Genomic DNA, 23,286 nt, shown 5'->3' with positions numbered 1-23,286 from the left:
ATTTATATTTTAATGTGTTCGGCTTTCCGTGTATACAATATTATACTAACACCAATAACAGTATCGACTCTTCATTTAATAATAACTTCACTTTCGTCTCGGCTCGTTTGCCACCTCCCTACTTCTAAACCTAATGTTACCTGAGTAAAGGTGGTTAGTTGGCTCTTTCCTGATAGGAGTTTTTTACTTTATGTTAATAACATACTAATAAAATTTATTCATTAAATTTCAAGAGGAAATCTCACTTTTTAGCACCCCACAATATATGAAAATTATAACATAGTTTTCATATATTTGTATACAAATATATACACTTTCATACCATATCTGTATAATGCAATATAATTTATAAAAATTTTAAAAAATATTAATATTAAGATTTAATGGTTTTCTTTTCAACATAGTAAAGACAAACTATTAAAAATCCTTTAATAATATTTGTTAATCCAATGCTGCGTTTACATGATTTTCTTTAAGAAAATGCTTAAATAATAGAACCTTATGGGATAAGTAGGCGTACTATTTTATTAATTTTCTCATTTATTCCTTTCTCACATGAACTATACACATTGGAATAATACACTTTAGTTCTCCTTACTGGGCTCTTTATATCCTCGAAATCAACGTTTCCAAAGACATTATCGAAGTATATATTTTATCTCTGCAATCTCCCCTCTAGAAAGCTTCGTCATTAACTCACCGCATAATTCTCTCTCCATTTTAATTTATTTCCACACCGCTTAATCGAAATCGCACTAAAGATGGTTTAATTTTCAACTAATGTAATATAAACTTACATTTTTACTTTTGGTTAAGAAAAAAGCACAAAAATATAAGTATAAACATTATCAAACTAGGAAATGTCTAAGCCTATATCAATGAGATTAAATTTTTTATTTACTCACTGGGAATTATGAATCTTACCATCGACTGGATAATAGGAGCCATATGACATGATATTGTGACGTACGGCTTCATGAGAGGTTAGGGATAAAATTACCCAGTCTACTCGACTTCGCGAGGAAATAACTACATATTTAATTTTATTAGTAATAATAAGAAACAGTACCATATTAAAATTATGTGCAAGGTTCTAAATGTCGGCAGGATCCCCTACTACAAGACTCTCATTAAGAAGGAAATCAAACGTAAAATTGAAAATAAAACTGTTTAGAATCAAATCTTAGAAATAAACACTTCCAGTAAAAAACACTATAGATCTCCTAAAATCGATATAGTCCTAAATATCTGGGACGAATATTAGTTTTAAAAAGACTCAACGAATTCTGAGAAAACTTGAGATAAGATATATAATTGTTAAAGAATATAAAATAACTTAATCAAAAGACGAAGCTGTATAAAAAGTAAATGTTATAAACTTTTTTTATAAATACAATAAGTTAAAAATTGGTATCTGATGTAACTTACATATATACAATTAAATATGGTTGGTGTTACCTAGCCTCAGTTATAGACCTGCACATAAGAGAAATAATAGGACATTCTATGTCTAAATATATGGATATAGCCTTGTCCTACAGTCAGTTAAGAACGCATTAGAGCTACAACGACCAACTAGCAACCTAATTCTTCATAGTGACCTCGGCACTCAATACACAAGCTTAGAATTTAAAGATTATATGTTAAAACTAATAACCCCCTCTTTTAATGGTGAAGGATGTCCTTATGATATCGTTTATATTAAGTCTTTTCATGCTTCACTGAAATATTGGCTATACTTGTCCACAAAAATGTGAATATCTAACTAGAAAGATTTCTTAAAGAGTATGAATAAATGTGCCTTCATTGTTAACTTAGATCCAAATGGTACTTTTACGTACGTCTACAACACTTTTTCTTAAAAGATTTGTAGCTATCAATTATTTGGACTCCTAAATGGTTTTTTCAGGATAATATATTCATTAAAACCAAAATTTTTAAAAGCACTATAAATTATAGTAACCTCAAGTGATTTCTCTTGACTTAAAGACAGTCGTATAGTAGGATTTCTCTTAGCCATCATCGATTTACCTGAACCAGATGGACCATACATAATCTAACTCTTCATCTATTAATATCTCTAAATCATTGCACTGCTTATAGGGCAATAGGTCCTTATAATTTAAAAAACTTACTACTTGATTTAAATTATCTAAGAAAATATCTTTGCGGATTTAACAATACTACATTCTTTTGCATTTTTACTAGGAACAATAAATTTTTCAATTCCGTTTTCTATTACTTCCATAACTACAGGTAATGAGCCTCTTTCTTTCATTTATTTTCCAGACAGAGATAATTCTTCTATAAAAAGATAATCGTTAATATGATTAACAATTATTTGTTTAGTTTCCAGAAGTATCCCTATAGCTATATGCAAATCAGATAGAGAACCTTCTTTTTTCAGATCTGCTGATGCTAAATTTATAGTTATTCTATTTACTGGAAAATCAAACCCTGAGTTTAGTATTGCAGAACGTACTCGCTCTTTTGATTCTTTAACTGCAATATCTGCAAGTCCAACAATGTTTAAAGCAGGCAACCCGCGAGTGATATCAATTTCAACAGTAACTATAACCCCTTTTATTCCTGTAAAAGCAGCAGTCATAATTTGTATTGCCATATTATCACCTTAACCTTTATTACTTCTATTTCATAATTATTAATAAAATAATTTTCTGTAAACTCATTATTTAATTAAATTTTGAATTTATTACATAGTCGTAATCCTAACTAAGTAACCTATTAATTTAGCCTCTGTATGAATTTTACAGCATCCTATTGTAAAGATTATCTGATGAAGTATTGAGCCTCTGTGCATATGGTTATATGCCATTTAATGGCCATTATAAATAATGGCTTAGCAATGTATTATGCTACCATATGCACCCTCAATGTAAATGATACTCTTCGCCAAACCACTTTAAAATTCTTAATTACAAATTAGGTTGAGGATTTTTCAATTAGTATAAACACTGGGCGCATAAACAGAAAGATTGATAATTAATTTTATCACTCTTTCTGTACATTTCATTTATTTGTCTGCTTTCTTGAGTATAGCTCAAGTGTACTATCTAAATCAGTTAATATCAATTTCTTCAAATAATTGTTAAAACGCTGTTATAATTTAGAATCTAACCCTAAAAAGTATTTGCCCATATTCAATGACTTGACCATCTCTAACGCATATATCTATAATTTCTCCATCTATATCTGATTTTATATAAATTGGTATGTTTAGATACATAATGGTGCAAATTATCTCATTTTTTTTTACTTTTGATCCGATTTTTAGTTTGAAATTAGTATTCGTTGGTATATAGTTATAAAAAACACCTACTAATAAAGATTTAATTTGTCTTACTCCACCTTCTTCATTGTCTCTATTAAAAGTGTCTATTGAACCATTCTCATAGGATGTGCAACAAGTTTCTTCTATACTTTCTTTTGGTAGTTTGGAAGTTATTTCAGAATTAACATTCCCATCATTTTCTTTAATAATATTGTTTTTATCGTTTTTTTTGCTCATTGAAATTTTATATCCATTTGTTTCTATCTGAAAGAGATAAAGACTAGACCTCTCCACCACGGAGATCAATTCCTTGATTAATGCAATATCCATTTTACACCTCGTTAATAAGCTATGCTTTTAAAACATTCTATTTTTATGTTTTAAATAAGTAGTTTAGTTTAAATATATTTAAACTAAATAAATATGTAGTTCTATTAATCAATTAAATATTTTTAAATTACTATTCTATAAAATATTTAATCGATTATTTGATTTATTTATCAACTATCCATATTTATTTTCTAAAATACTCTTTATATAAAATATATATTTTCTTAGTTTCCTATTTTAAAAATTTCAGGATACCAACCTCTATAAACGGTTGATTCCCTACTCCTACTTCTGGTGATATAGCCTGCGCATCTTAATTCCCTCAGTTCAGTTTCTTTTAAACACGTGAAACTGGATCTATGTCAATATCTTAGACACAAAAGTTGAACTTTTTATGAAGCCTTTTTAACCAATTCTTCACACCGTTTATTGGTAATATATCCAATACTACTATGTATCCTTTTTATATTGTACCAGGCTTTTATATATTCAAACATTCCTAATCTCGCGGCATAATAATCAAAATATTTAACATGGTAAACTTCTTTATTTTTTAATTGGGCGTGAAATGATTCAATGCAGGCATTATCATATGGACAACCTTTAGCATTAAATGAATGTTTAATAATTTTAATGCACTTGCCATATTATTTTGTTTTTACATGAAATCGGTCTGTATTTCTTTAGTATTAAAGATCTCATCCCAATTTTTTTATCACTAGTTATGTTCTTATAACCTAATAGCTATCCCTGTGCATTTAGTGATTTGTTTATTTTAGGAGATCCATATCTATTTTTGCTTGTTCTGTGGATTTTTATAATTCCTTTTTCTACCCAATAGCGAATGCCTATGATTCACCACCAATTAAATCATATTTTTAATCTATCTTATGTTATTATTCAATAATCTAATATTATGTATATCACCTAATTAGCCTATTTTCATCTTTTTTCTAATGCTTTATTTTACATATACAGTTATATTATCACATTATTTCATATTTGTACATAATATTCATGACCCCTTCATCAAAATGTAGATTGCAATATAAAATGTGTATCATTTTATTGATATTCTCGTTTGTGCCTCGTTCCCATGAACTATATGGATGGGCATAATATACTTTAGTTCTCTTTCGTTTATTCCTTACTGAGGTCTCAATACCCTCGAAATCAAGGTTCTCACAGCCGTTATCACAGGTGATTGTTTTAAATGTTTTTGAGAATGCCATTCCCATTTTACGCTCCAATTTGTCCAATTCCTTCACAACAGCGACCTGTGATTTAGAAGGTATTTTAAAGATTAACTCCTTGCGAGTTACTCTTTCGCTTAACACCATTAATACAGTCTTTGTACCCTGCTTTCCTACTACGGTGTCCATTTCCCAGTGCCCTATCTCATCACGTGCAGCTACCGCTGTAGGTCTTTCTGATATGCTTGTCCCTTTGGTATTGTTATACGCCGGCCTTATTTTTTTATAGTTTCTCTTTTTGGCATTCTTTTTAACAGGCAGATCTTTGTTACTTATGTTTAAGAATAAATTATTATCCAAATAGTTATACACAGTTTTGAAGCAAATAGTTGTTTCGAATTGTAGATCTTTATTTATTATATTTTGAATAGCTGCATACGGAGATTCGCCATATTTACCAATGGCTTTTTCTAAGTACTTCACCAATTTGTGATCTTTCCCTATTTTCAATGCAGGCCCTTTTGCTGTGCCTTGTCTGTCATGTTCTGACTGCCCAATTTCTGCGCTATATTCCATTCGAGTGGTTAAATCACTATTCAATAATTCTACTATTCCTTTAGCAATTTCACGCCTTATTGTACGCTCTGAACGTCCACCTATTTGCTCCGCAATACAGCTTGAATTTAGCCCCATTTTGTATAATGTCTCTATCTTTATACGATCCTCATATGTTAGGTGTTTACCTTTTTTGTTTTCTGTGATAAAATTTAATTGACTCATTTGAAATCCTCCTGTACTTGTGTTGGTTTAGTCACTTAACATTGTACAAGATTTTTTCTCTTGAGTCTTTATTTTTTGTTCTATGGTCATTTCATTTTACAACTTACCCCCCTTCATCAAAATAATGTTATGTCAATAATTTGATTTTTTCGCATCTTTTCTTGGTTAGTTATTTATTAGACTTCGTCCTATAACTACCAATTTTGCTTTTTAGTTTCTGTAAGGTACGAATATAACTTATAGCCATCAACTACAGATCTTTTAAGAAATATTGTTGCAGACGTAGGTAAAAGTATGATTTGCAATCTTTTAAAAAGAAGATACACCAATCATTAATAAGGAAAAAATCACAAAAATATGTATCGATGATTTTGTTATTAAAAAAGAGATCATATGGAACCATAATGATAGATATTAAAAGGTATCGAGTTATAGATTTAATTATTCACGAGATCGTGAAGCTGTAGTACAGTGTTTAAAATCATATCCTAATATCCAAGTTGTTTCTAAATATAGATATTATGGCTTGAAAAAAGACGCAGAATCAACTAACATTGGAAAGAACCAATTTTAGATTAACATACTATAAATGAGCGAATTATCTAACAAATTATTCCATTAAAAATTAATGTCAATTATCCTAAGCTATTTTTAGTGTTTTAAAAATAGCTTCAAGGGAACTTCCTAGGTCAGCTTGGTTAAAGATCCAGGATACTCGTTCTTTTTTAGATTGATTTCTTGCACTCTTAATTCCAACGTTGAAATTCAACGTACCATTACTTACTTCTAATTCACAGTATACGTAGGTAATCATTAGTAACAAGAAATATCTATTTATACTACGGTTACTTCTTACTTGGTAATGATTTAAACCAAGATGTTTTTAGTTTCTCTGAAAAAGGTCTCAATTGGCCATCTGAATTTATAGTGATTTAGGAGTTCTTCAGTTGTGATAGTGGTATCTAGACTTATAAATGCTCTTAAGCAACCAGTTTTAAATAGAGCTTCTTTAGGCCAACAAAGAGCTATCAACGAATCCTTTGCATCATTAAGTTTGCCCCTGTATGTGTAGACATAATATTCATGATTGCCAACTTTGACTAGGTCGACATCATCTTTAGTTAATAGCTCACACATGTGGTTGAGTTTAATTCCAAGCGTTTCACGACCAGTTGGATATATCACTCTATTTGTTCTTAAACCACCAATATAGGCGTAGCCTGATGCTTTAGAAACAGCGAACAATTTTTTATTACTATACCAACTATCACATAAAACATAACCTTTATTCGCTGGTTGTGGTAAGGATTTTATAAACTCAATTGCCATTTGGATTTTACTCATGTTTTCTTTATCGTAGATTGCCATAGTATATGGTAGCACAAGAGTATCGCACAATAACATAACTGTAACTAATTGATGACCATAAACTGTTTTACCTTTTAAATGAGAATGGTGAAATCCACATTTTTCAGTAGGTTTCTTAGCTTTTGACGAGGGCACAGTCTTCTCTGAAATAGTGTCATCTATTACAATATAAATAGGCTTACCAGTTATTTTAGATGTTTCTCATATTTTCATAATTACACGTTTTTTAAGAGCTTTTTCAACAAAATTTTCATCCCATGGACTCTCAGATAAGAACTTTCCAATATTAGTCCGATGCCTAACCGGCATAAAGTCTGAAACGTCAGTTACTTTCCCGCAGTAGCCTTTTGTTACCATCGAATTTATAAATAATATCAGATGATGAATTTGGGGCGTTGTAAGATAAAAGTTATCTTTAATTCAATTAAAAATTTGTATATTGCCGATGATTTTGTTACAATTGAGTTGTTAAACATTTATGTTTTCTCCTTAGTTATGTTTTTGTGTAGTGACTTAATTATAACAGGAGAATGCATAGATGTTTTTCTTTTTTGATATATGGAAATTAATGGACCCATTATCGCTCATTTATAGTAACATATACAATTATGCCAGTTTATGTTACTAACTTTTAAACCAACTATATCAGAACGCCGCATTCCAAGGCGCAATCCCAAAAGAATCATTGCCTGATTTCTTTTTCCTAATGGGTCTGAAAGCTTCTCGTTGGAAATAATCTTTTGCTCAGCCTTATGATATATCGTTGTAACTATTGAGACCTGTTTTGCAAAAACTTTCGGAATTGCGAGATGTAGGTGTTTATTATCCTCGAGGAAGATTAGAAGTTTTTTTAATTTATATGCTTATGCCTGCACATCCATTGGTTTTCTACTCGAGAACTCATTACGTCCCCAAAAGTCTGATACATTTTTAGCTGTAAGATTGCTTATGTAATTAATTTTCACGTTTTCAAGATAACAAAAAAACATGCTCGCTACCCTCATTGCAAAGTAAGCGTCAAATAGCCCCCACCTTAAATTAAGATGAAGACTATGATATTATTTCTTTAGTGGCTTTCTGCAGCTGTCCGGTAAATCCTTGGACCATGAAAGTAAATCATCTAGTTTTTCTACATTCTTCACATCTATATTAGGTAACTGCCCAAATATAGATGTTAGATACGGGCATGGACTCACCCCATTTCCTTTGGCTGTTTCAATAATACTATAGATAATAGCACTCGATGTTGCACCTTTTGAAGTGTTTGAAAATAACCAGTTTTTTCGACCGATTACAAAAGATTTAATGCCTCTTTGAGCTCGTTATTGGATCTATGTCAATATCTTAGACATAAAAAGTCGAACTTTTTATGAAGCCTTTTTAACCAAATCTTCACACTGTTGAGGAGTAATATATCCAATACTACTATGTATCCTTTTTATATTGTACCAAGCTTCTATATATTCAAATATTCCTAATCTTGCAGCGTCATAATCAAAATATTTAACATGGTAAACTTCTTCTTTTTTCAATGAGGCATGAAATGATTCAATGCAAGCATTATCATATGGGCAACCTTTGGCACTAAATGAGTGTTTAATAATTTTAGTGTTCTCTATATATTCTTTAAAAGCGGAGCTTGTATATTGGCATCCCAAATCGCTATGAAGTATTAGAGGCTTAGTTGGTTTTTGTAGCTGTATACCATTTTTAACAGCCTGTAGAACTAATGTAGTATCAATGAATTTAGACATAGCGTGACCTATTATTTTTCTGCTATAAAGATCCATGACTGATGCTAAATAGCACCAACCATCTTTAATAGTATGGATGTAAGTGATATCTGTTACCCACTTTTCATTAACTGTAGTAGCTGTAAAATCTCTCTTTAAAATGTTTTCCTGCTCTATTATTTTATTTTTAGATGAAGTTGGTCTATATTTTTTTACTATTAAAGATCTTATCCCCAATTTTTTCATCAATCTTTGTGTTCTTTTTAAACTAATAGTTATCCCCAGTGCATTTAGTGATTTATTTATTTTAGGAGCCCCATATCGATTTTTGCTTGTGCTGTGGATATTTATAATTTCTTTTTCTATATTCTTGTTTTCAATTTCTCGCTTGCTTGGTTTCTTGTGTAAATGATTGTAATAAGAGCTTCGTACAACACCTAAAACCTCACACATTAGTTTGATATCATGATATTTTTTGTTGTTAGTAATGAATTCAAATACAGTAGTTATTTCCTTGCGAATATACCCATTGCTTTTTTTAATATTTCAACTTCTTCTTCAAGCTTAGCATTTTTCTTTAATAAGTTTTTGTATCCTTCTGCTGTTAAAGTTATATTTTTATCCACAGCTATTGGCTTATTTTTATTTATCCAACCTGTTACCGTTGATTTTGAAAGGGCATATTCACTGCTTAACTCTGCTAAGCTTTTTCCAGAGTTATATAGCTCTACTATTGTGTTTTTAAATTCATCTGTATATTGTTTTTGACCTCTTGCCATTATAAACACATCCTTATCTTATTTATATTTTAATGTGTTCGGCTTTCCGTGTCTACAATATTATACTAACACCATATTCTGATGTTTTAATAACGCGTTGAGTGTGATATTCGAATGATAAAACTGAGACAAAAAATGTCAAGATGCTTCAGGAGTGATTATGGAGACTTCTTGTTGTGTAGAATAAGGAGTTATATTTTTATCTGCAATAAGAACGAGCAAGATGTAATGGAATCACTGAAGAGCGCACTAAAAGGTGAACCATTCATACCTGAAAATGTATAACCATATTTAATTGTAATACCTATTTTTAGACATGAGAGGTCTACCACCATGTTTTTATATTATCATAGGCATTCCCTATAGGGAATGCCTGAGTAGTGATACCTAAATGTTATCCCCAAAGAAGATCAAGTCTTTATACTATAGCTACTTATTTCCTCTTTGTTTTTAATTATCATCAGATAAACATCTTCCTTTTTATAATTCTTTTTAACTATTAGTGCGTACTTCTCTGCAAGCTTTACTGTAGTTGTAACATCTACACTACTATTAAGAATAACATCCACATTAACAACGTTTTTCTCAATATTTATAGATACATCCATTACTTCAGGCTCCATTTTAAGTTCTTTTATTGTGTCATTAACCTCACACCCTGTACTAACTATTAAAAGCATTGCTACCAAAATTAAATAAACACATAAACTTTTTATTCTCATACTTATACACACCCTTAAAATAAGCTTAACTTCATTAAATGCTATAATATATACATAACTCAAAGAGTTGCATTTAGCACGCTAATATTCCTTTTTCTAATATATTTACGTGTCATACTATAAATGGAATGAACATTTTTGTAGCCTTCATATACTCACTATACTCAACTCCAAATTCAATGAGCATATCTTTTTCCTCCCGTTTTGCAAGGCGGACATACGTTACTATCATTATTGGATACAGTATAAGCATCGGTAATGTTGCCCACTCTACCATCATTCCAAAAGATAAGAGTAGCAGACCCGTATACTGTGGATGACGGATGTATCTATATACACCTTTCTTTACGAGAGAACCTGTTCCTGTTTCCTTTGACCAGTATTTATTGTAGATGTTGTACCAACCATTTATTATAAGCAAAAGTGCAACTGTAGCACATGCGTAATTGATATACATACCCCCAAAACCAATTGATTGAACTAATGTATGTCCCCATAGAATGCCTTCAGGTAGATTTTTTCCGGCAATCCATGAAATAACGTACATGCTAAATGGTATACCATGCATTTCAATTGCAAAAGCTATTAAAAATGCGATATATATTCCTCTAGGTTTTTTATCCATCTTTTTATAAAAAGGGATAAATAGAAGAACCATGCTGTAAATCACAACAAAGAACAATACCCCAAACCAATTGTGAAAATGACCCCCTAATGATTCCATTAGTAAATACCTCCATTCCTTATTCATAATTTGAATTAATTCATTTCAATAATTCTGTTACTTCATCTTTGTTTTCTTCAATACCAAATTTATCATCAAGTCAACAAACTTGTCTCGTTCGTTAATCCACGGACTGTGTCCTGAGTGTTCAAACCAGATAAACTCTTTATGAGGCGCCTTTAATATATTGAAATATTCCTTAGTCAATGTTGGTGGTGCGTTGACATCGTGGCGGCCTTCCATAAAGTAAACTGGGACATCTAATTTTATAGCTTGTTTTCGTAGATCAATATTGTATAACTGTGGATATACTTGATTAAAAGTAGTAACTAAACCAATTAGAAAATTTGTTTTATCGTATAACCCATATTCAGTACCTGCTAGGTCAGTAAATGTATTATATCCTGCTCGTTCAATTTCAGGATTTTTTGTCATATAATCACCTAAGTACTGATTGTATGGCATTACTTTCTGAACTACATTCTTACCATAGTATGGTGGCAGCCCTTGCTTCCTAAGTTTTTCAACCAATTTTGTATCTCCGCGATCTTTTGCTATCTTTAACGCTAGTTCATAGTCACGAATTTCGGTTTCAGCGAATGCAACCATCTGACCAGTACCAATAAATGCATGATATAGTTCTGGAGAACGTTGTGCAAGCAATATCCCTAGTGCACTCCCCCATGACTCACCGAGTACATATATCTTTTCCTGTTTAAATCTCTGGCACAGATACTGTGTTAACTCATCTCCATCAGAAATATATCGCTCAGGGGTAATTGATTTAAGAGGTACAGCATTAATTGACTTACCCGACCCTGGTTGCTCCCAGTTAACAATCACAAAGTTATCTTCAATCTTTTTTAGTTGCTCTCTGGTTGCGGCTAGCTGAGTTCCACCGGGCCCACCAGCTAGAAAAAGCAACACTGGATTATTTTTATTTTTTCCACGAATAGTTATCCATTGCTCACTTCCACCTAGAGTTACTTTTTCTAACACTGCAATACTACCCACTAATGGTTTGCCATTATCTCCAAGTATAGGCGGCGTGTATGCCATCCACTGGCTACATAGTATAGAAACAACATTCACAAATAATAATACTACTGTTACAATCAACTGACTCCGCAGTTTCAAAATCCAGGGCGTTATTCTTGCTTTTGTACGTGTACAAACAGCAAGAATTACTGTAATCAAAATTGAGATGAAAAGGGTTGAGATTGCTACAAACAAAGAAAGTATCAATATTAACGCAAACCCTAACTCTATAGGGACAGTTTTCATTGTAATCATAAGATATGGGCGTATAACAATAACATACAAAGCTATTATAACTGCTGCTAGCAGCGGTAAAAGAAAACGTAGCTGAAGCAACAAATTGGTTTTTAACCCACGAAAAGTTGTATCTTTTTTTAATAATGATTTCATATTATTCTCCCTTCTATAAATATTCAGTCTGTTTTTTCAGATACCTCCAATTCTTTATTTGGTACAAAATAATGGAAAACAGCCCCATTAAGTACCACTTGCTATTACTATAACAAGGTATACTTAACTGGAGCTGTTTCTAATCTTAAATCCATCTTAAATTTGGGGGATATTGATAATAAACTCACACCCACAGTTGGCCTCTGTGTTTAGGCAAATACTACCTCCATGTCTTACAATAATTTTTTTAACTATGGCCAGTCCGAGGCCTGTGCCACCTGTTTGTGAGTTTCTTACACTATCCGCGCGTGCAAATGGATTAAATATATCTTTTGCAATTTCTGAAGGTATTCCAATCCCATTATCCTTAAAGATAATAACGACTCCATCACCCTCCTCAAATAAGCTGATCATTAAGAGTGTTCCTTTTGGATTATATTTTACTGTATTAGAAACAAGATTTTGGATTACTCTATTCATCTGCTTTAAATCAATGTCAATAAAGATTTCTTTTTCTGGTATCTCAAAATCATATTTAAATTGGGCCTTATCAAAGGCAGTTATAAAAAAGCCTATTTCTTCCCTCATATATTCACATATATCAACTCTGGTTTTATTCAATGAATATTCCGAACTTTCCATTTTAGACAGCTCAAATAGGTCAGTAACTAAATTGTTTGCTCTTAAGCTATTTTCACATATTACTTTCATGTATGTACGGTGTTCTTCTTTTGATAAATCAGGTTTGTTATAGCTAAACTCTGCATAACCCATAATACTTGCAAGAGGGTTTTTAAGATCATGAGAAATATTAAGTATAAGCCTTTTACGGTTTTCTTCAGACTGTTTTCTAAGATATATTTCATGTTCAATTTGTTCTGCCATTTCGTTAAATATAAATTCTAATTCTCCAAACTCATTTTTCAAATTAAGCTCAACTCTTGAAGAATAATCTCCATCTTTCAATCGGCCAGCACTGTTACAAAGTTTTTTTAAAGGGTTTATAATGCTTATAGATGATAGCTTTGAATATATCACAGTGCATATTGCAAGCAGTATGAAGTAAAACAAAACAACAGCAACAATAACACCAACTACTCCCTGTTTATCAACGGAATTGAATTCTTTGTTATATACTAAATGCAAATCAATTCTAATAGAAGTTGGAAACGTCACTACCAGCCAAAACTGCTTCTTAGAATTATATTTAATACTATAGCTATAACGTCTTTCAACACTTCTACTCTTCATCAAAAAATCAGTGAACTCCGCTGTGGTGAGTTTGTTTTTTGAAATAGTGTTAATACCTGCAGAATATGTAACTTCATAATCGGTGTCAATTACCTGTACACCGCCACCGTTATCAATAACCTGTGTTGCGTCAATCCTTTTATAATCATCCTTCATTAGGCTTTCTGCAGTATAATTATTCTTAATAAGGGTCTTGGATATAACATCGTTTGCAAAACCCAAAAGCATAAGTGAAAATAGAGCTATCATTATGGAAATAATAAACATAAGGACATAATTTGCTAAGAATCTGCTTTCTATTTTTCTGTTCATAGGCTAACCGTGCTCTGTTTATGAAACTTATAACCAATACCCCTAATGGTTTTTACATATTCCGGATTTCTTGGATCAGTCTCAATCTTATTTCTGATATGACTTATATGAACCATTATGGTGTTATTGTCGCAATAAATATCCTCACCCCATACTGCCTTGTATAACTGCTTCCTGGTAAAAACCCTTTCCGGATTCTCCATAAGGTACTTAAGCAACATGTATTCTTTTGCATTCAGTACCACCTGCACATCCTCTTTATATACGCAGCAGGCGTCTTTATCCAAGCACAAGCTGCCATACTTTATTTTGGAGAAGGCGTGTGGCTTTTGGGACGAATATTCAAGGTTTCGCCTAAGCTGTGCACTAACTCTTGCAAGCAGTTCTGGCATACTAAACGGCTTTACTAGATAATCATCAGCACCAATCCCAAGTCCTAAAATCTTGTCCATATCATCACCTCTAGCGGTTAGAAATATGACAGGAAGATTGCTTGTTTGACGGATTTTTCGTAGCAGATTGAATCCATCCAGTCGTGGCATCATAACATCAAGGATGGCGATATCGATTGCTTTGTTTTGTAAGACCTCTAAAGCCTCTATGCCATCCTTTACAGCAAATACAGAGTATCCCTCCTGCTCAAGCTCTAACTTTAAAAGGATTCTGATGTCCTTTTCATCTTCTGCGATTAATACATTCAAAAAACCACTCCTTATTGTGTGTTTTAATCTATAAACTGATTCAAAACCTGACAGCGCAAACATTAAAATATATTACTACACCTAGTACACAGAAACTTAGCAATGATCCGCCAAATTCTTTTAAAACATTAATTTCCCCCATATTTTACTCTCCTTATTTCCCCTTCAAACATAATACTTGTACTCCTCAACCTTATTCTAATAGGTTTCTTCAAACTACATTTATGCTTGTTCAACAAGCAATTTAATATTTTCTTCCGTTGAAAACAAGTCGTTTTCTATACTATTGAACTTTTCTTTCAATGAACCTATTACATTTTCTAAATCGTTTGCGACAAGATGTACACTATCTAATGATTCACAAATTCTTGATTGTACAACCCAATCAGATATAAGACCATCAAAAAAATAATCTGCAAATGTTTCGAAAGAACCAATATTTATATCTATATTCATTATTAAATTTACATCAGATAATTCATTTTGGAATCGTATCAATGCAATTTTTGTATGATGTACATATTCCTTAGCTTCATCAATATGTGAGTGCTTAGCTGCAGTGGCAAGTAAGCCTCCCCCTAATATATCCCATGTTCCCCAGCCTTCAGCACTTCCAAGAGAATTTTTTACACGTCCAAGTTCAATTTGTACAGCCTCACCTGACTCAATTGCTTCCTTCAATTCTTTTTTCTGTGCTTCAAGGTCAACTAAGTTGTCCATAAGTTGAAGTAACTTTTGAGATTTACCATCATTTAATCGCAGTATAAACTCTTCTTTGTGCTTCAATACAGTTTCATATTCACACTCTACGCCAAGTAGACTGTTTAATGAATCTTTATAAGATACAATTTCCCTCTCTAATGCTATAACTGATTTACAACACTCATCATACTTTAGCCTAACAGAAAGCAACTCTTGCCTCTCTTTTTCAAGCTGTTGATGTTTACTCCCAAGTATCGAATAAAATATATTAGTAATACTTAATGATTCAAGTTTTTTAACATCCTTATCCTCATCTTTAAGAATATTTTCGAGCTCTATCTTTCTATCTAATTCTTTTTGCAATACTTCCCTAGTCTGGTTAAGCCAACTTTGAAATTTCTTTTTTCTCAACAATTTCTCTTTGACATTTATAATTTCCCTGTTAAGTTCTTCAAACATACTAACCTTCCTTTCTCCATATAATTTTTTTGTACACTTGCGAAACAAGTCTTATGAAGATTATAACATTATTTTACATCGTGCTGTATACATTTATATATTACTTAATAACCATTAAAAAAGCATAAAAGAACAACACCAACAATTATGTCAGTGCTTATATAAAGGTTTAAATATTCATTAATAATTAATTTAATTTGCTACCTGACTGCCAAACTGACTATTATAGAGTTTTTCATAAAACCCACCCTTTTTCATTAACTCATTATGGGTTCCTTGTTCTATAATATTTCCTTCATCTATAACCAATATTAAATCTGCGTTACGAATAGTTGAAAGTCTATGTGCAATAACAAAGCTAGTTCTTCCTTTCATTATATTCCTCATAGCTTTTTGAAGTAATATTTCTAATCTAGTGTCAACTGAACTAGTTGCTTCATCTAATATTAATATTGCTGGATTTGATATTATAGCTCTTGCTATAGTCAAAAGTTGTTTCTCCCCTTGAGATATGTTAGAAGCCTCTTCATTTAAAAACATGTTATACCCATCTGGAAGTGTTTTAATAAAGTGATGTACGTTAGCTATTTTAGCCGCTTCAATAATTTCTTCCTTGCTAGCTCCAAATCTACCATACTCAATATTTTCATAAATTGTTCCATTATATAGCCAAGTATCCTGAAGAACCAAACCGAATATAGAACGTAAATCTTCACGTTTCATATCTCTAGTATCCACTCCATCTATCTTTATAGCTCCCCCTTGAATATCATAAAATCTCATTAATAAATTTATTAATGTTGTTTTACCTGCTCCTGTTGGACCTACTACAGCGACCATCTGACCACTTTTTATCTCTGCGTTTAGGTCCTCAATTAAAATCTTATCTTCACTATATCCAAATTTGACACGCTCAAAAGTAACATTTCCACGTACATTCGCGAGCTTTATAGAATCAACTTTATCTGGAATCTCCTCCTTTTCATCTAATATTTCAAATACACGTTCAATTGCTGCAAAGGCTGATTGTATTGCAGCAGATAATTGAGTTACTTGAGAAATTGGTTGATTTATTTGCCAGATATAACGAATAGATGCTTGGAGATTACCCACTGTCATTATTCCATTTATGGCATATATTGCGCCAAGAATTCCAATGGCTGCAATCCCTAAATAACTTACTAATGAAACTAATGGAGACATTATACTTGATATAAATTGCGCCTTAAATCCAGTATTAAAAAGTTCTTCATTAATATTTTCAAAATCTTTTATAGCATCTTCTTGCTTTCCATACAGTTTTATTTCATTAAAACCAGTATATATTTCTTGCACTTTACCATTCAATTCCCCCAAAACATTTTGCTGTTTATAAAATAAATTTTGTGATTTACTGACTATAAATTTTGAAACTAAATAACTTATCGGTATTATAAGTATAGCTAACAATGCAAGTTTTATATTAATTGTAAACATCATCGCAATAGCTAGAGTTATTGCCAATATTGAATTTATAACTTGGCTAAAACTTTGTTGAAGTGCATTAGAGATAGTATCTATATCATTTGTTATGCGACTCAGCATATCCCCATAGCTATTTTTATCAAAATAACTTATAGGTAATTTTCTAATTTTACATTGTACAGCATTTCTTAAATCTTCCATAGTGTTTTGAATAGAATTAGTTAACAACAAACTTGCTGCATATGTTGATAATGTTCCAAATATATAAATAAAAGCCAATATTACCAATACCCTTAAAATATAATTAAAGTTAACTGAAGCTCCTTTTACGCCTTTTGCTATATTCACAACATCTTTGGCAAGACTAGTTGTAATTAAACCCTCTATTTTTGGAGCAATAGCAGTAAAAATAGACGCTACTACTATAAATAAAATTGCACCAATAAGTGCTCTCCTATATGGTTTTACGAAGGGAGAAATTTTTCTTATATTATCCGTTAACTTTTTCATTGTTCCAGTTCCTCCTTTGTAAGTTGAGATGATGCAATTTCATAATAGATTTCGCAGGTTTTTAGTAATTCTTTATGAGTTCCTATTCCTACTATCTCTCCTTCATTCAATACTATAATCTTATTAGCATCAATTATGGATCCTATCCGCTGTGCAACCATTAAAACTACGGAATCTCTAGTTTCGTCCTTTAACTTTTCTCTAAGCATTGCATCTGTTTTAAAATCTAGAGCGGAAAAGCTATCATCAAAAATATAAATTTCAGGCTTTCTAACTAATGCTCTTGCAATAGATAATCTTTGCTTTTGGCCTCCTGACATATTAGATCCACCTTCACTTATTAATTCTTCAAATTTTTTATGTTTACTATTAATAAAATCATAAGCCTGAGCTACCTTAGCAGAATGTTCAAGTTCATGTTTATCTGCAGCATCTTTACCAAATTTAATATTAGTACCTATACTGCCAGTAAACAACAATGTTTTCTGAGGTATAAACCCCATTTTTTCACGTAGTGCTTTTAAATCATATTCTCTCACATCTACGCCATCTATCTTTATGCTACCTTTTGTAACATCATAAAATCTTGGAATTAAATTAATTAACGTACTTTTCCCACTGCCTGTACTTCCTATAAATGCAACTTTTTCTCCTTTTACTGCTGTAAAGGATATATCACTTAAAACTGGAATCTCTCCATCTGGATAGATAAAGGTAACATTATCAAACTCCACAATCCCCCTAATAGCTGTATTTTTAACACCATATTTCGGATTTTTAATAATAGGCTCTTCATCTATCATCTCATTAATTCTATCAGCTGAAATTTGTGCTTTTGGATACATGATAAACATCATTGAAAAAAGCATAATTGAAAACATTGCATGAAACAAATATTCTATAAATGCTACCAGTTGTCCAACTTGTAGCGTTCCTACATTTATCATTTTGCTAGAAACCAAAAAAATAGCGAGCACTGCTAAATTCAACAAGAAAAAGAAAGTTGGCTGAGAAATTGCCATAAGCTTATATAACTTCTTAGATAGATTTGTATAGTCATTGTTAACTTCTTCAAATCTTTGATTTTCATGATCATCGTTACCAAATGCCCTAATTACTCTCGTTCCAGTTAAATTCTCTCTTGATATTCTATTTAATTTATCTAATTTTTTCTGTTGTTTTTCTGATATTGGATAAGATATCTTAGATATAATAATTACCCCAAGCACTATGAATGGCACCGTTATTGCTAATACTACAGACAAATGTAAGCTCGTTCTTATAATCATTACCAAACTTACAATAAACATAACTGGTGCAAGTAATGCTGTTCTTAATAATGTATTTGTGAATTGTTGTAATTGAAAAACATCATTGGTTGTTCTGGTTATCATTGATGATATCCCAAACTTATCATATTCACTATGTGAAAATTCCTGAGATTTTTTAAAAATATCGTTTCTTAAATCTCTAATCATACTAGTAGAGATTTTTGAAGAACAGTACCCTAATAATATTGTACCCATGGCTCCAACTATAGATATTCCTACAATTATAATACCCATATGTTTTGTAAATTCTATATCCTTATTCGCTATTCCTGTGTCAATCACTCTAGCCATTATTGTTGGAATTCCTAATTCCACTAATGCAAATCCAAAAACGGATATTATATTCAGCACTAGAAGCAGTTTATATTTTTTTATATATTTTAATATAAGTTTCATTCCTTGTATTCACTCCTTTTTTAAGTACACTTGAAATCTTGTTGCAATAATATTATAATAAAGTATACAGTTACCGTATAGTCAAGAGGAGTAATTAACTATGAATGAAAAATTTAATAAATATTGAAGAACTTAAAAAAATCTACGTCATTTATGGTGCGGATCACCTTTGATAATCTTATCTTTTATTTAAACAAAAAGTGAGAACCACGCTCTTTATCGTATAACTTATCTTACTAGTCTTAAATTCACTAAAAAATTGTTATAATTACAGAAACAAAGATTACGAATATTCCACTTAGAATTAACAAAATTGATTCTCCTTTTTTGTTATTAATATATGAGTCATACCCATTTGATATGCTCAAGATACCAAATAATAGTAATTCAATTGGCATTATAATTTTTATATTAATCATATTAAATAAACCTAAAAGCGATAATATAATAACTATTGGTCCAGTAATTTCTACTCACGACCTATAAAAAAAATAAGCGTTTATAATAAATCCTAAGCTTGTTTTTAAGTATTGGCACTTAATTTTTTATGTTTAAATCTATATACTGCTAAAATTAAAATCAGTATTATAATTACAATAATTGCTACATAATCAAAATATAAACTGAAAACCAAGTTACTAATTCTTATATCGAAAAGTAAAAAATTGTTAGATTCACCTGTTATGAAACTATAAAAATCTACTACGAAATGTAACCCTATAGGCAAATATAAAGATTCTGTTATTATATACAAATACCCCAATAGAATTCCCATAATAAACACAACAAATAGGGCATGAAATTGTTGATAATACTGCGTATGAAACGTCATAACTATAAAACCAAACAATTCAATGTTTATGATTAGTGTTTTACGTTCATAGCATTCCGATAGTACTACGTCTAAAAATGTGTTTTTTCACAAATGCAATATTTACTTTCTTATTTCATAGTAATCCATAGTATAAGTCTCTTCAAAGCCACATGATTCATAAAGATTTAAAGCATTTTTGTTTTTTACAGACACTTGAAGCATAATATCCTTTGAGTTTTTCTCTTTCAATTTTTCTATTGATGAGAGTAAAATGTCTCTCCCATAACCATTACCACGGTATTCTGGAAGCACACCAAATCCATAAATACCTCCTACACCATCACATATTTCTAAACGAACTTTTCCTATGATTTTATTATTAATTTCTGCTATATAAGTAATTGCGCCACATTTTTCCTCTTCCTCAAACATACAAATATCCTCTTCTTTGAATTCCACATTTGAATATATATAATCCTGCACTGCAATTTATTTTGCATCCTTATTTGTAGTTTTTCTTAAAACTACATCATGCGCTATTGTATTTTGTTTTAATTTATTTCTTAAAAACATCTCATATTCAGAGTTATCAAAGCTGGCACCTGTGGATTTAATAAATTCCAGTCCAGAACTAGAATTATTATCACTTAGCAAAAGCATTTTTGTTGCATCGCCTCTTCTCCATTCATCTTTAACTAAAGAAAATAACCTTTTAAATACACCCATTCTTCTATACCCGGGGTGCACCATACCATTTACTTCTAGTACAGCTCCCCCAAAGTTACATATACCAGCATAACCTATAAGCTTATCTCCATCATAGTACATGAATTCACTAATTTTGCTTAAAGTATCAATCTTTCCTTCTGCCCTGCTTAGCTTATAATCAATCTCTAATTTTAGTTTTACTCTATCCATTTCTAAACAAATCCCTTGAAGAGCATATATATCTTCATAGTCATTTTTATTTAATCTTTCTCTTAATCTTATATAGGGACTTTTTATTTCTCCCATAATCTATATCTAACCCCTTTTTATTATTTATTAGTAATGGTTAATACTATATATTTGCACCATCATTTTCTCTTACAGTTGTTTATGACGAACCTTAAGAATGATTTGTCTTAACTGTTAATTGATATGGATAATGCTCATTTTAAGAATATGCCTTTCTTATTTACTTGCAGTTCATTTGATAATAGATGAATGAATAATTCTTCAATAGCAGCGGTACTTGCAACCATACAAATTATATACATCAGCACATCTGATTGGGAAAAAGCAAGTGATAGTGGGAATGTAAATAGCACAAGCCCTGTAATTTTATTCCCATAAGTATGAAGTATCCCAAATGTTTTATACTTTACAAACATCACTATCATTGACACTACTCTAACTATTCCGATGATAACTACCCAAACAATGATTTGAACTGTTGAATTAATAATTGGATATAGCACGATTGTCAGTATCACGACCATTATCAAATCTGCAACAGAGTCAAGTTTTTCACCCAATTTACTTGCGGTATCTGTTTTTCTTGCTATATATCCATCAAAAACATCACTAATTCCACAAACGAGATAGATTGCGAAGAACACTATACTTAATGGTTTTGCCACAAGCAATGTAATGGAAAAAAATATTCTCGCAATTGATATATAATTTGCTATTGACTTCACTGCATCACCTCTTAAAATATAAATTAGCCTTGCTTCTTATAAGAATATAAGTTTGACATACCCCCGTTATTCTTTAAGAATTCTTGCAGTTGTTTATGACGAACTTTATGAAAATTATAAAGTAATATGAAACCATTAAAAGCAATTCAAGAAAAAAAACAGTTACTTATTTCAATTAAATTGAATTTATGGTAACTGTTTTTTCTTAATGGGACTTTTGCACAAATTGTGAGCCCTACCCCTAATATAAACAAACTTACTTTTTGTTATTTTCAGTTGTGGTAAAAGAATCGAATACAATTTTAGAAGCTTGAGCAATTAGTTTGTCATCATGTTTAGCCTCTTTTGTATCGTGAGTTGACAATATTGCAATAATTATAGGTTTTTTGTTTGGTGGCATTACTATGGCAATATCATTTCTTGTTCCGTAAGAACCAGCTCCACTTTTGTCAGCAACTACCCAGCCCTCTGGTGATCCTGCACGAATTAGTGTATTACCTATTGCATTTCCTGTCATCCAATCAATAAGAATTTTTTTCTTATCATCTGTTAATATATCTCCAGTTGTGTATGCTTGCAAATCAGTTGCCAATTGTCGTGGTGTGCTAGTGTCCCTAATATCTTCAGGTATGGCTTCGTTTAGATCTGGTTCTATACGTGTAGGTTGCGTAACGTTATCCCCTAATTGATTAAGTGATGATTTAAAACCATTAGGTCCACCTATATGATCAAATAAAAGATTTGCAGCTGTATTATCACTAAAACGTACTGCTGCATTGCAAAGTTCTTCAATGGTCATGCCTTTATCAACGTTATCTTTTGTAATTGGAGCATAAGAGAGAACATCTTCTTTGTTATATTTAACTACTTGTTTAAGCTGCTCTAATGAATCTTGTTTTAAAACAGCACCAGCGGCTAAAGCTTTGAATGTAGAACAGTAAGCAAACCTATCATCAGCACGATATACGACTTCTTTATGCGTCTCTGTATCAAAAGCATATACACCAAGTTTAACACCATAATCACTTTCAAGTTGTGAAAATGACGAATTATATTGTGTGTCAGACTTCGTGTTTACAGGTGGCTGAGTTGCTACCTTTCCACAGCTAGTAAGAGAAAAGATCATAATCGGCATAAGTATAGCAATTTTAAACTTATTTACCTTGAATTTTGAATTTACTAATTTTTTCATATAAATTCTCCTTTGTTATTTAATCGATCTGTTAAGTTATTTTTTCATAACTACTTAACAAAATATATTTAATAATATCATATAAACAATAACGTGTACTTCCGACATACGTGGCGCGTTCAC

General features: G+C 31.2%; 22 protein-coding genes and 1 pseudogene. All 23 read right to left on the bottom strand.

The window, feature by feature from the left end:
• Positions 1-1,876 precede the first annotated feature (1,876 nt).
• The 23 genes and pseudogenes from ACWJJ7_RS02450 to bla all read right to left on the bottom strand — a co-directional run bounded on the left by ACWJJ7_RS02450 (position 1,877) and on the right by bla (position 23,163).
• On the bottom strand, positions 1,877-2,053 hold the full coding sequence (locus ACWJJ7_RS02450; RefSeq protein ID WP_462963780.1) for an ATP-binding protein: 177 nt from the start codon (positions 2,051-2,053) through the stop codon (positions 1,877-1,879).
• A 99-nt stretch (positions 2,054-2,152) separates the two neighbouring features.
• The gene (locus tag ACWJJ7_RS02445; protein WP_462963779.1) at positions 2,153-2,278 is read right to left on the bottom strand and encodes a hypothetical protein; all 126 of its coding nucleotides are present in this window, start codon (positions 2,276-2,278) and stop codon (positions 2,153-2,155) included.
• Complete coding sequence (locus ACWJJ7_RS02440; RefSeq protein ID WP_462963778.1) at positions 2,279-2,623, bottom strand: magnesium chelatase domain-containing protein; 345 nt, start codon at positions 2,621-2,623, stop codon at positions 2,279-2,281.
• Positions 2,624-3,127: 504 nt separating this feature from the next.
• A complete protein-coding gene (locus tag ACWJJ7_RS02435) occupies positions 3,128-3,622 on the bottom strand; it encodes an acetyl-CoA carboxylase biotin carboxyl carrier protein (protein ID WP_462963777.1) in 495 nt (164 codons plus the stop codon).
• A gap of 392 nt (positions 3,623-4,014) precedes the next feature.
• The gene (locus ACWJJ7_RS02430) at positions 4,015-4,248 is read right to left on the bottom strand and encodes an integrase core domain-containing protein (RefSeq protein WP_462964924.1); all 234 of its coding nucleotides are present in this window, start codon (positions 4,246-4,248) and stop codon (positions 4,015-4,017) included.
• Positions 4,249-4,608: 360 nt separating this feature from the next.
• The gene (locus tag ACWJJ7_RS02425) at positions 4,609-5,595 is read right to left on the bottom strand and encodes an IS30 family transposase (RefSeq protein ID WP_462963776.1); all 987 of its coding nucleotides are present in this window, start codon (positions 5,593-5,595) and stop codon (positions 4,609-4,611) included.
• Positions 5,596-6,235: 640 nt separating this feature from the next.
• A pseudogene (locus ACWJJ7_RS02420) lies at positions 6,236-7,439 on the bottom strand (IS701 family transposase).
• Between the two features lie 387 nt (positions 7,440-7,826).
• Positions 7,827-7,952, bottom strand: a complete 126-nt coding sequence (locus ACWJJ7_RS02415; protein WP_462963775.1) for a hypothetical protein — start codon at positions 7,950-7,952, stop codon at positions 7,827-7,829.
• A gap of 69 nt (positions 7,953-8,021) precedes the next feature.
• Positions 8,022-8,159, bottom strand: coding sequence for a hypothetical protein (locus ACWJJ7_RS02410; protein ID WP_462963774.1), 138 nt, complete (start codon positions 8,157-8,159; stop codon positions 8,022-8,024).
• A gap of 171 nt (positions 8,160-8,330) precedes the next feature.
• Positions 8,331-9,475, bottom strand: a protein-coding gene (locus ACWJJ7_RS02405) for an IS3 family transposase (protein ID WP_462963773.1) whose coding sequence is annotated in 2 segments (ribosomal slippage) — positions 8,331-9,226 and positions 9,226-9,475 — 1,146 coding nt in all. Because the reading frame shifts where the segments join, the coding sequence is not laid out codon by codon here.
• Positions 9,476-9,885: 410 nt separating this feature from the next.
• Positions 9,886-10,197: a hypothetical protein gene (locus tag ACWJJ7_RS02400; protein WP_462963772.1), complete on the bottom strand. Its 312-nt coding sequence runs from the start codon at positions 10,195-10,197 to the stop codon at positions 9,886-9,888.
• Positions 10,198-10,309: 112 nt separating this feature from the next.
• Positions 10,310-10,921, bottom strand: coding sequence for a methyltransferase family protein (locus ACWJJ7_RS02395; RefSeq protein ID WP_462963771.1), 612 nt, complete (start codon positions 10,919-10,921; stop codon positions 10,310-10,312).
• 57 nt (positions 10,922-10,978) lie between these two features.
• Positions 10,979-12,040 carry an alpha/beta fold hydrolase gene (locus ACWJJ7_RS02390; protein ID WP_462963770.1) on the bottom strand — a complete coding sequence of 354 codons (1,062 nt, stop codon included), beginning with the start codon at positions 12,038-12,040 and terminating at the stop codon, positions 10,979-10,981.
• Between the two features lie 465 nt (positions 12,041-12,505).
• Positions 12,506-13,912, bottom strand: a complete 1,407-nt coding sequence (locus ACWJJ7_RS02385) for a HAMP domain-containing sensor histidine kinase (protein WP_462963769.1) — start codon at positions 13,910-13,912, stop codon at positions 12,506-12,508.
• Positions 13,909-14,613, bottom strand: coding sequence for a response regulator transcription factor (locus tag ACWJJ7_RS02380; RefSeq protein ID WP_462963768.1), 705 nt, complete (start codon positions 14,611-14,613; stop codon positions 13,909-13,911). Before ACWJJ7_RS02380 ends, ACWJJ7_RS02385 begins: the two co-directional genes overlap by 4 nt.
• A 222-nt stretch (positions 14,614-14,835) precedes the next feature.
• Entirely contained in the window at positions 14,836-15,774 is a 939-nt protein-coding gene (locus ACWJJ7_RS02375) for a hypothetical protein (protein WP_462963767.1), read from the bottom strand.
• A 192-nt stretch (positions 15,775-15,966) separates the two neighbouring features.
• The gene (locus ACWJJ7_RS02370; RefSeq protein WP_462963766.1) at positions 15,967-17,748 is read right to left on the bottom strand and encodes an ABC transporter ATP-binding protein; all 1,782 of its coding nucleotides are present in this window, start codon (positions 17,746-17,748) and stop codon (positions 15,967-15,969) included.
• Positions 17,745-19,475 carry an ABC transporter ATP-binding protein gene (locus ACWJJ7_RS02365; protein ID WP_462963765.1) on the bottom strand — a complete coding sequence of 577 codons (1,731 nt, stop codon included), beginning with the start codon at positions 19,473-19,475 and terminating at the stop codon, positions 17,745-17,747. The genes ACWJJ7_RS02370 and ACWJJ7_RS02365 overlap by 4 nt, the downstream gene beginning before the upstream one ends.
• Positions 19,476-19,998: 523 nt before the next feature.
• Entirely contained in the window at positions 19,999-20,331 is a 333-nt protein-coding gene (locus ACWJJ7_RS02360) for a CPBP family glutamic-type intramembrane protease (protein ID WP_462964923.1), read from the bottom strand.
• A gap of 78 nt (positions 20,332-20,409) precedes the next feature.
• On the bottom strand, positions 20,410-20,721 hold the full coding sequence (locus ACWJJ7_RS02355) for a GNAT family N-acetyltransferase (RefSeq protein ID WP_462963764.1): 312 nt from the start codon (positions 20,719-20,721) through the stop codon (positions 20,410-20,412).
• A gap of 57 nt (positions 20,722-20,778) precedes the next feature.
• Positions 20,779-21,303: a GNAT family N-acetyltransferase gene (locus tag ACWJJ7_RS02350; protein WP_462963763.1), complete on the bottom strand. Its 525-nt coding sequence runs from the start codon at positions 21,301-21,303 to the stop codon at positions 20,779-20,781.
• A 137-nt stretch (positions 21,304-21,440) separates the two neighbouring features.
• Complete coding sequence (locus ACWJJ7_RS02345; RefSeq protein WP_462963762.1) at positions 21,441-21,971, bottom strand: CDP-alcohol phosphatidyltransferase family protein; 531 nt, start codon at positions 21,969-21,971, stop codon at positions 21,441-21,443.
• Positions 21,972-22,227: 256 nt separating this feature from the next.
• The gene (gene bla / locus ACWJJ7_RS02340; RefSeq protein WP_462963761.1) at positions 22,228-23,163 is read right to left on the bottom strand and encodes a class A beta-lactamase; all 936 of its coding nucleotides are present in this window, start codon (positions 23,161-23,163) and stop codon (positions 22,228-22,230) included.
• Positions 23,164-23,286: the final 123 nt, after the last annotated feature.

The organism is Clostridium sp. CM042 (genome assembly GCF_055080995.1).
This window is presented reverse-complemented; position numbering and strand designations above follow the sequence as displayed.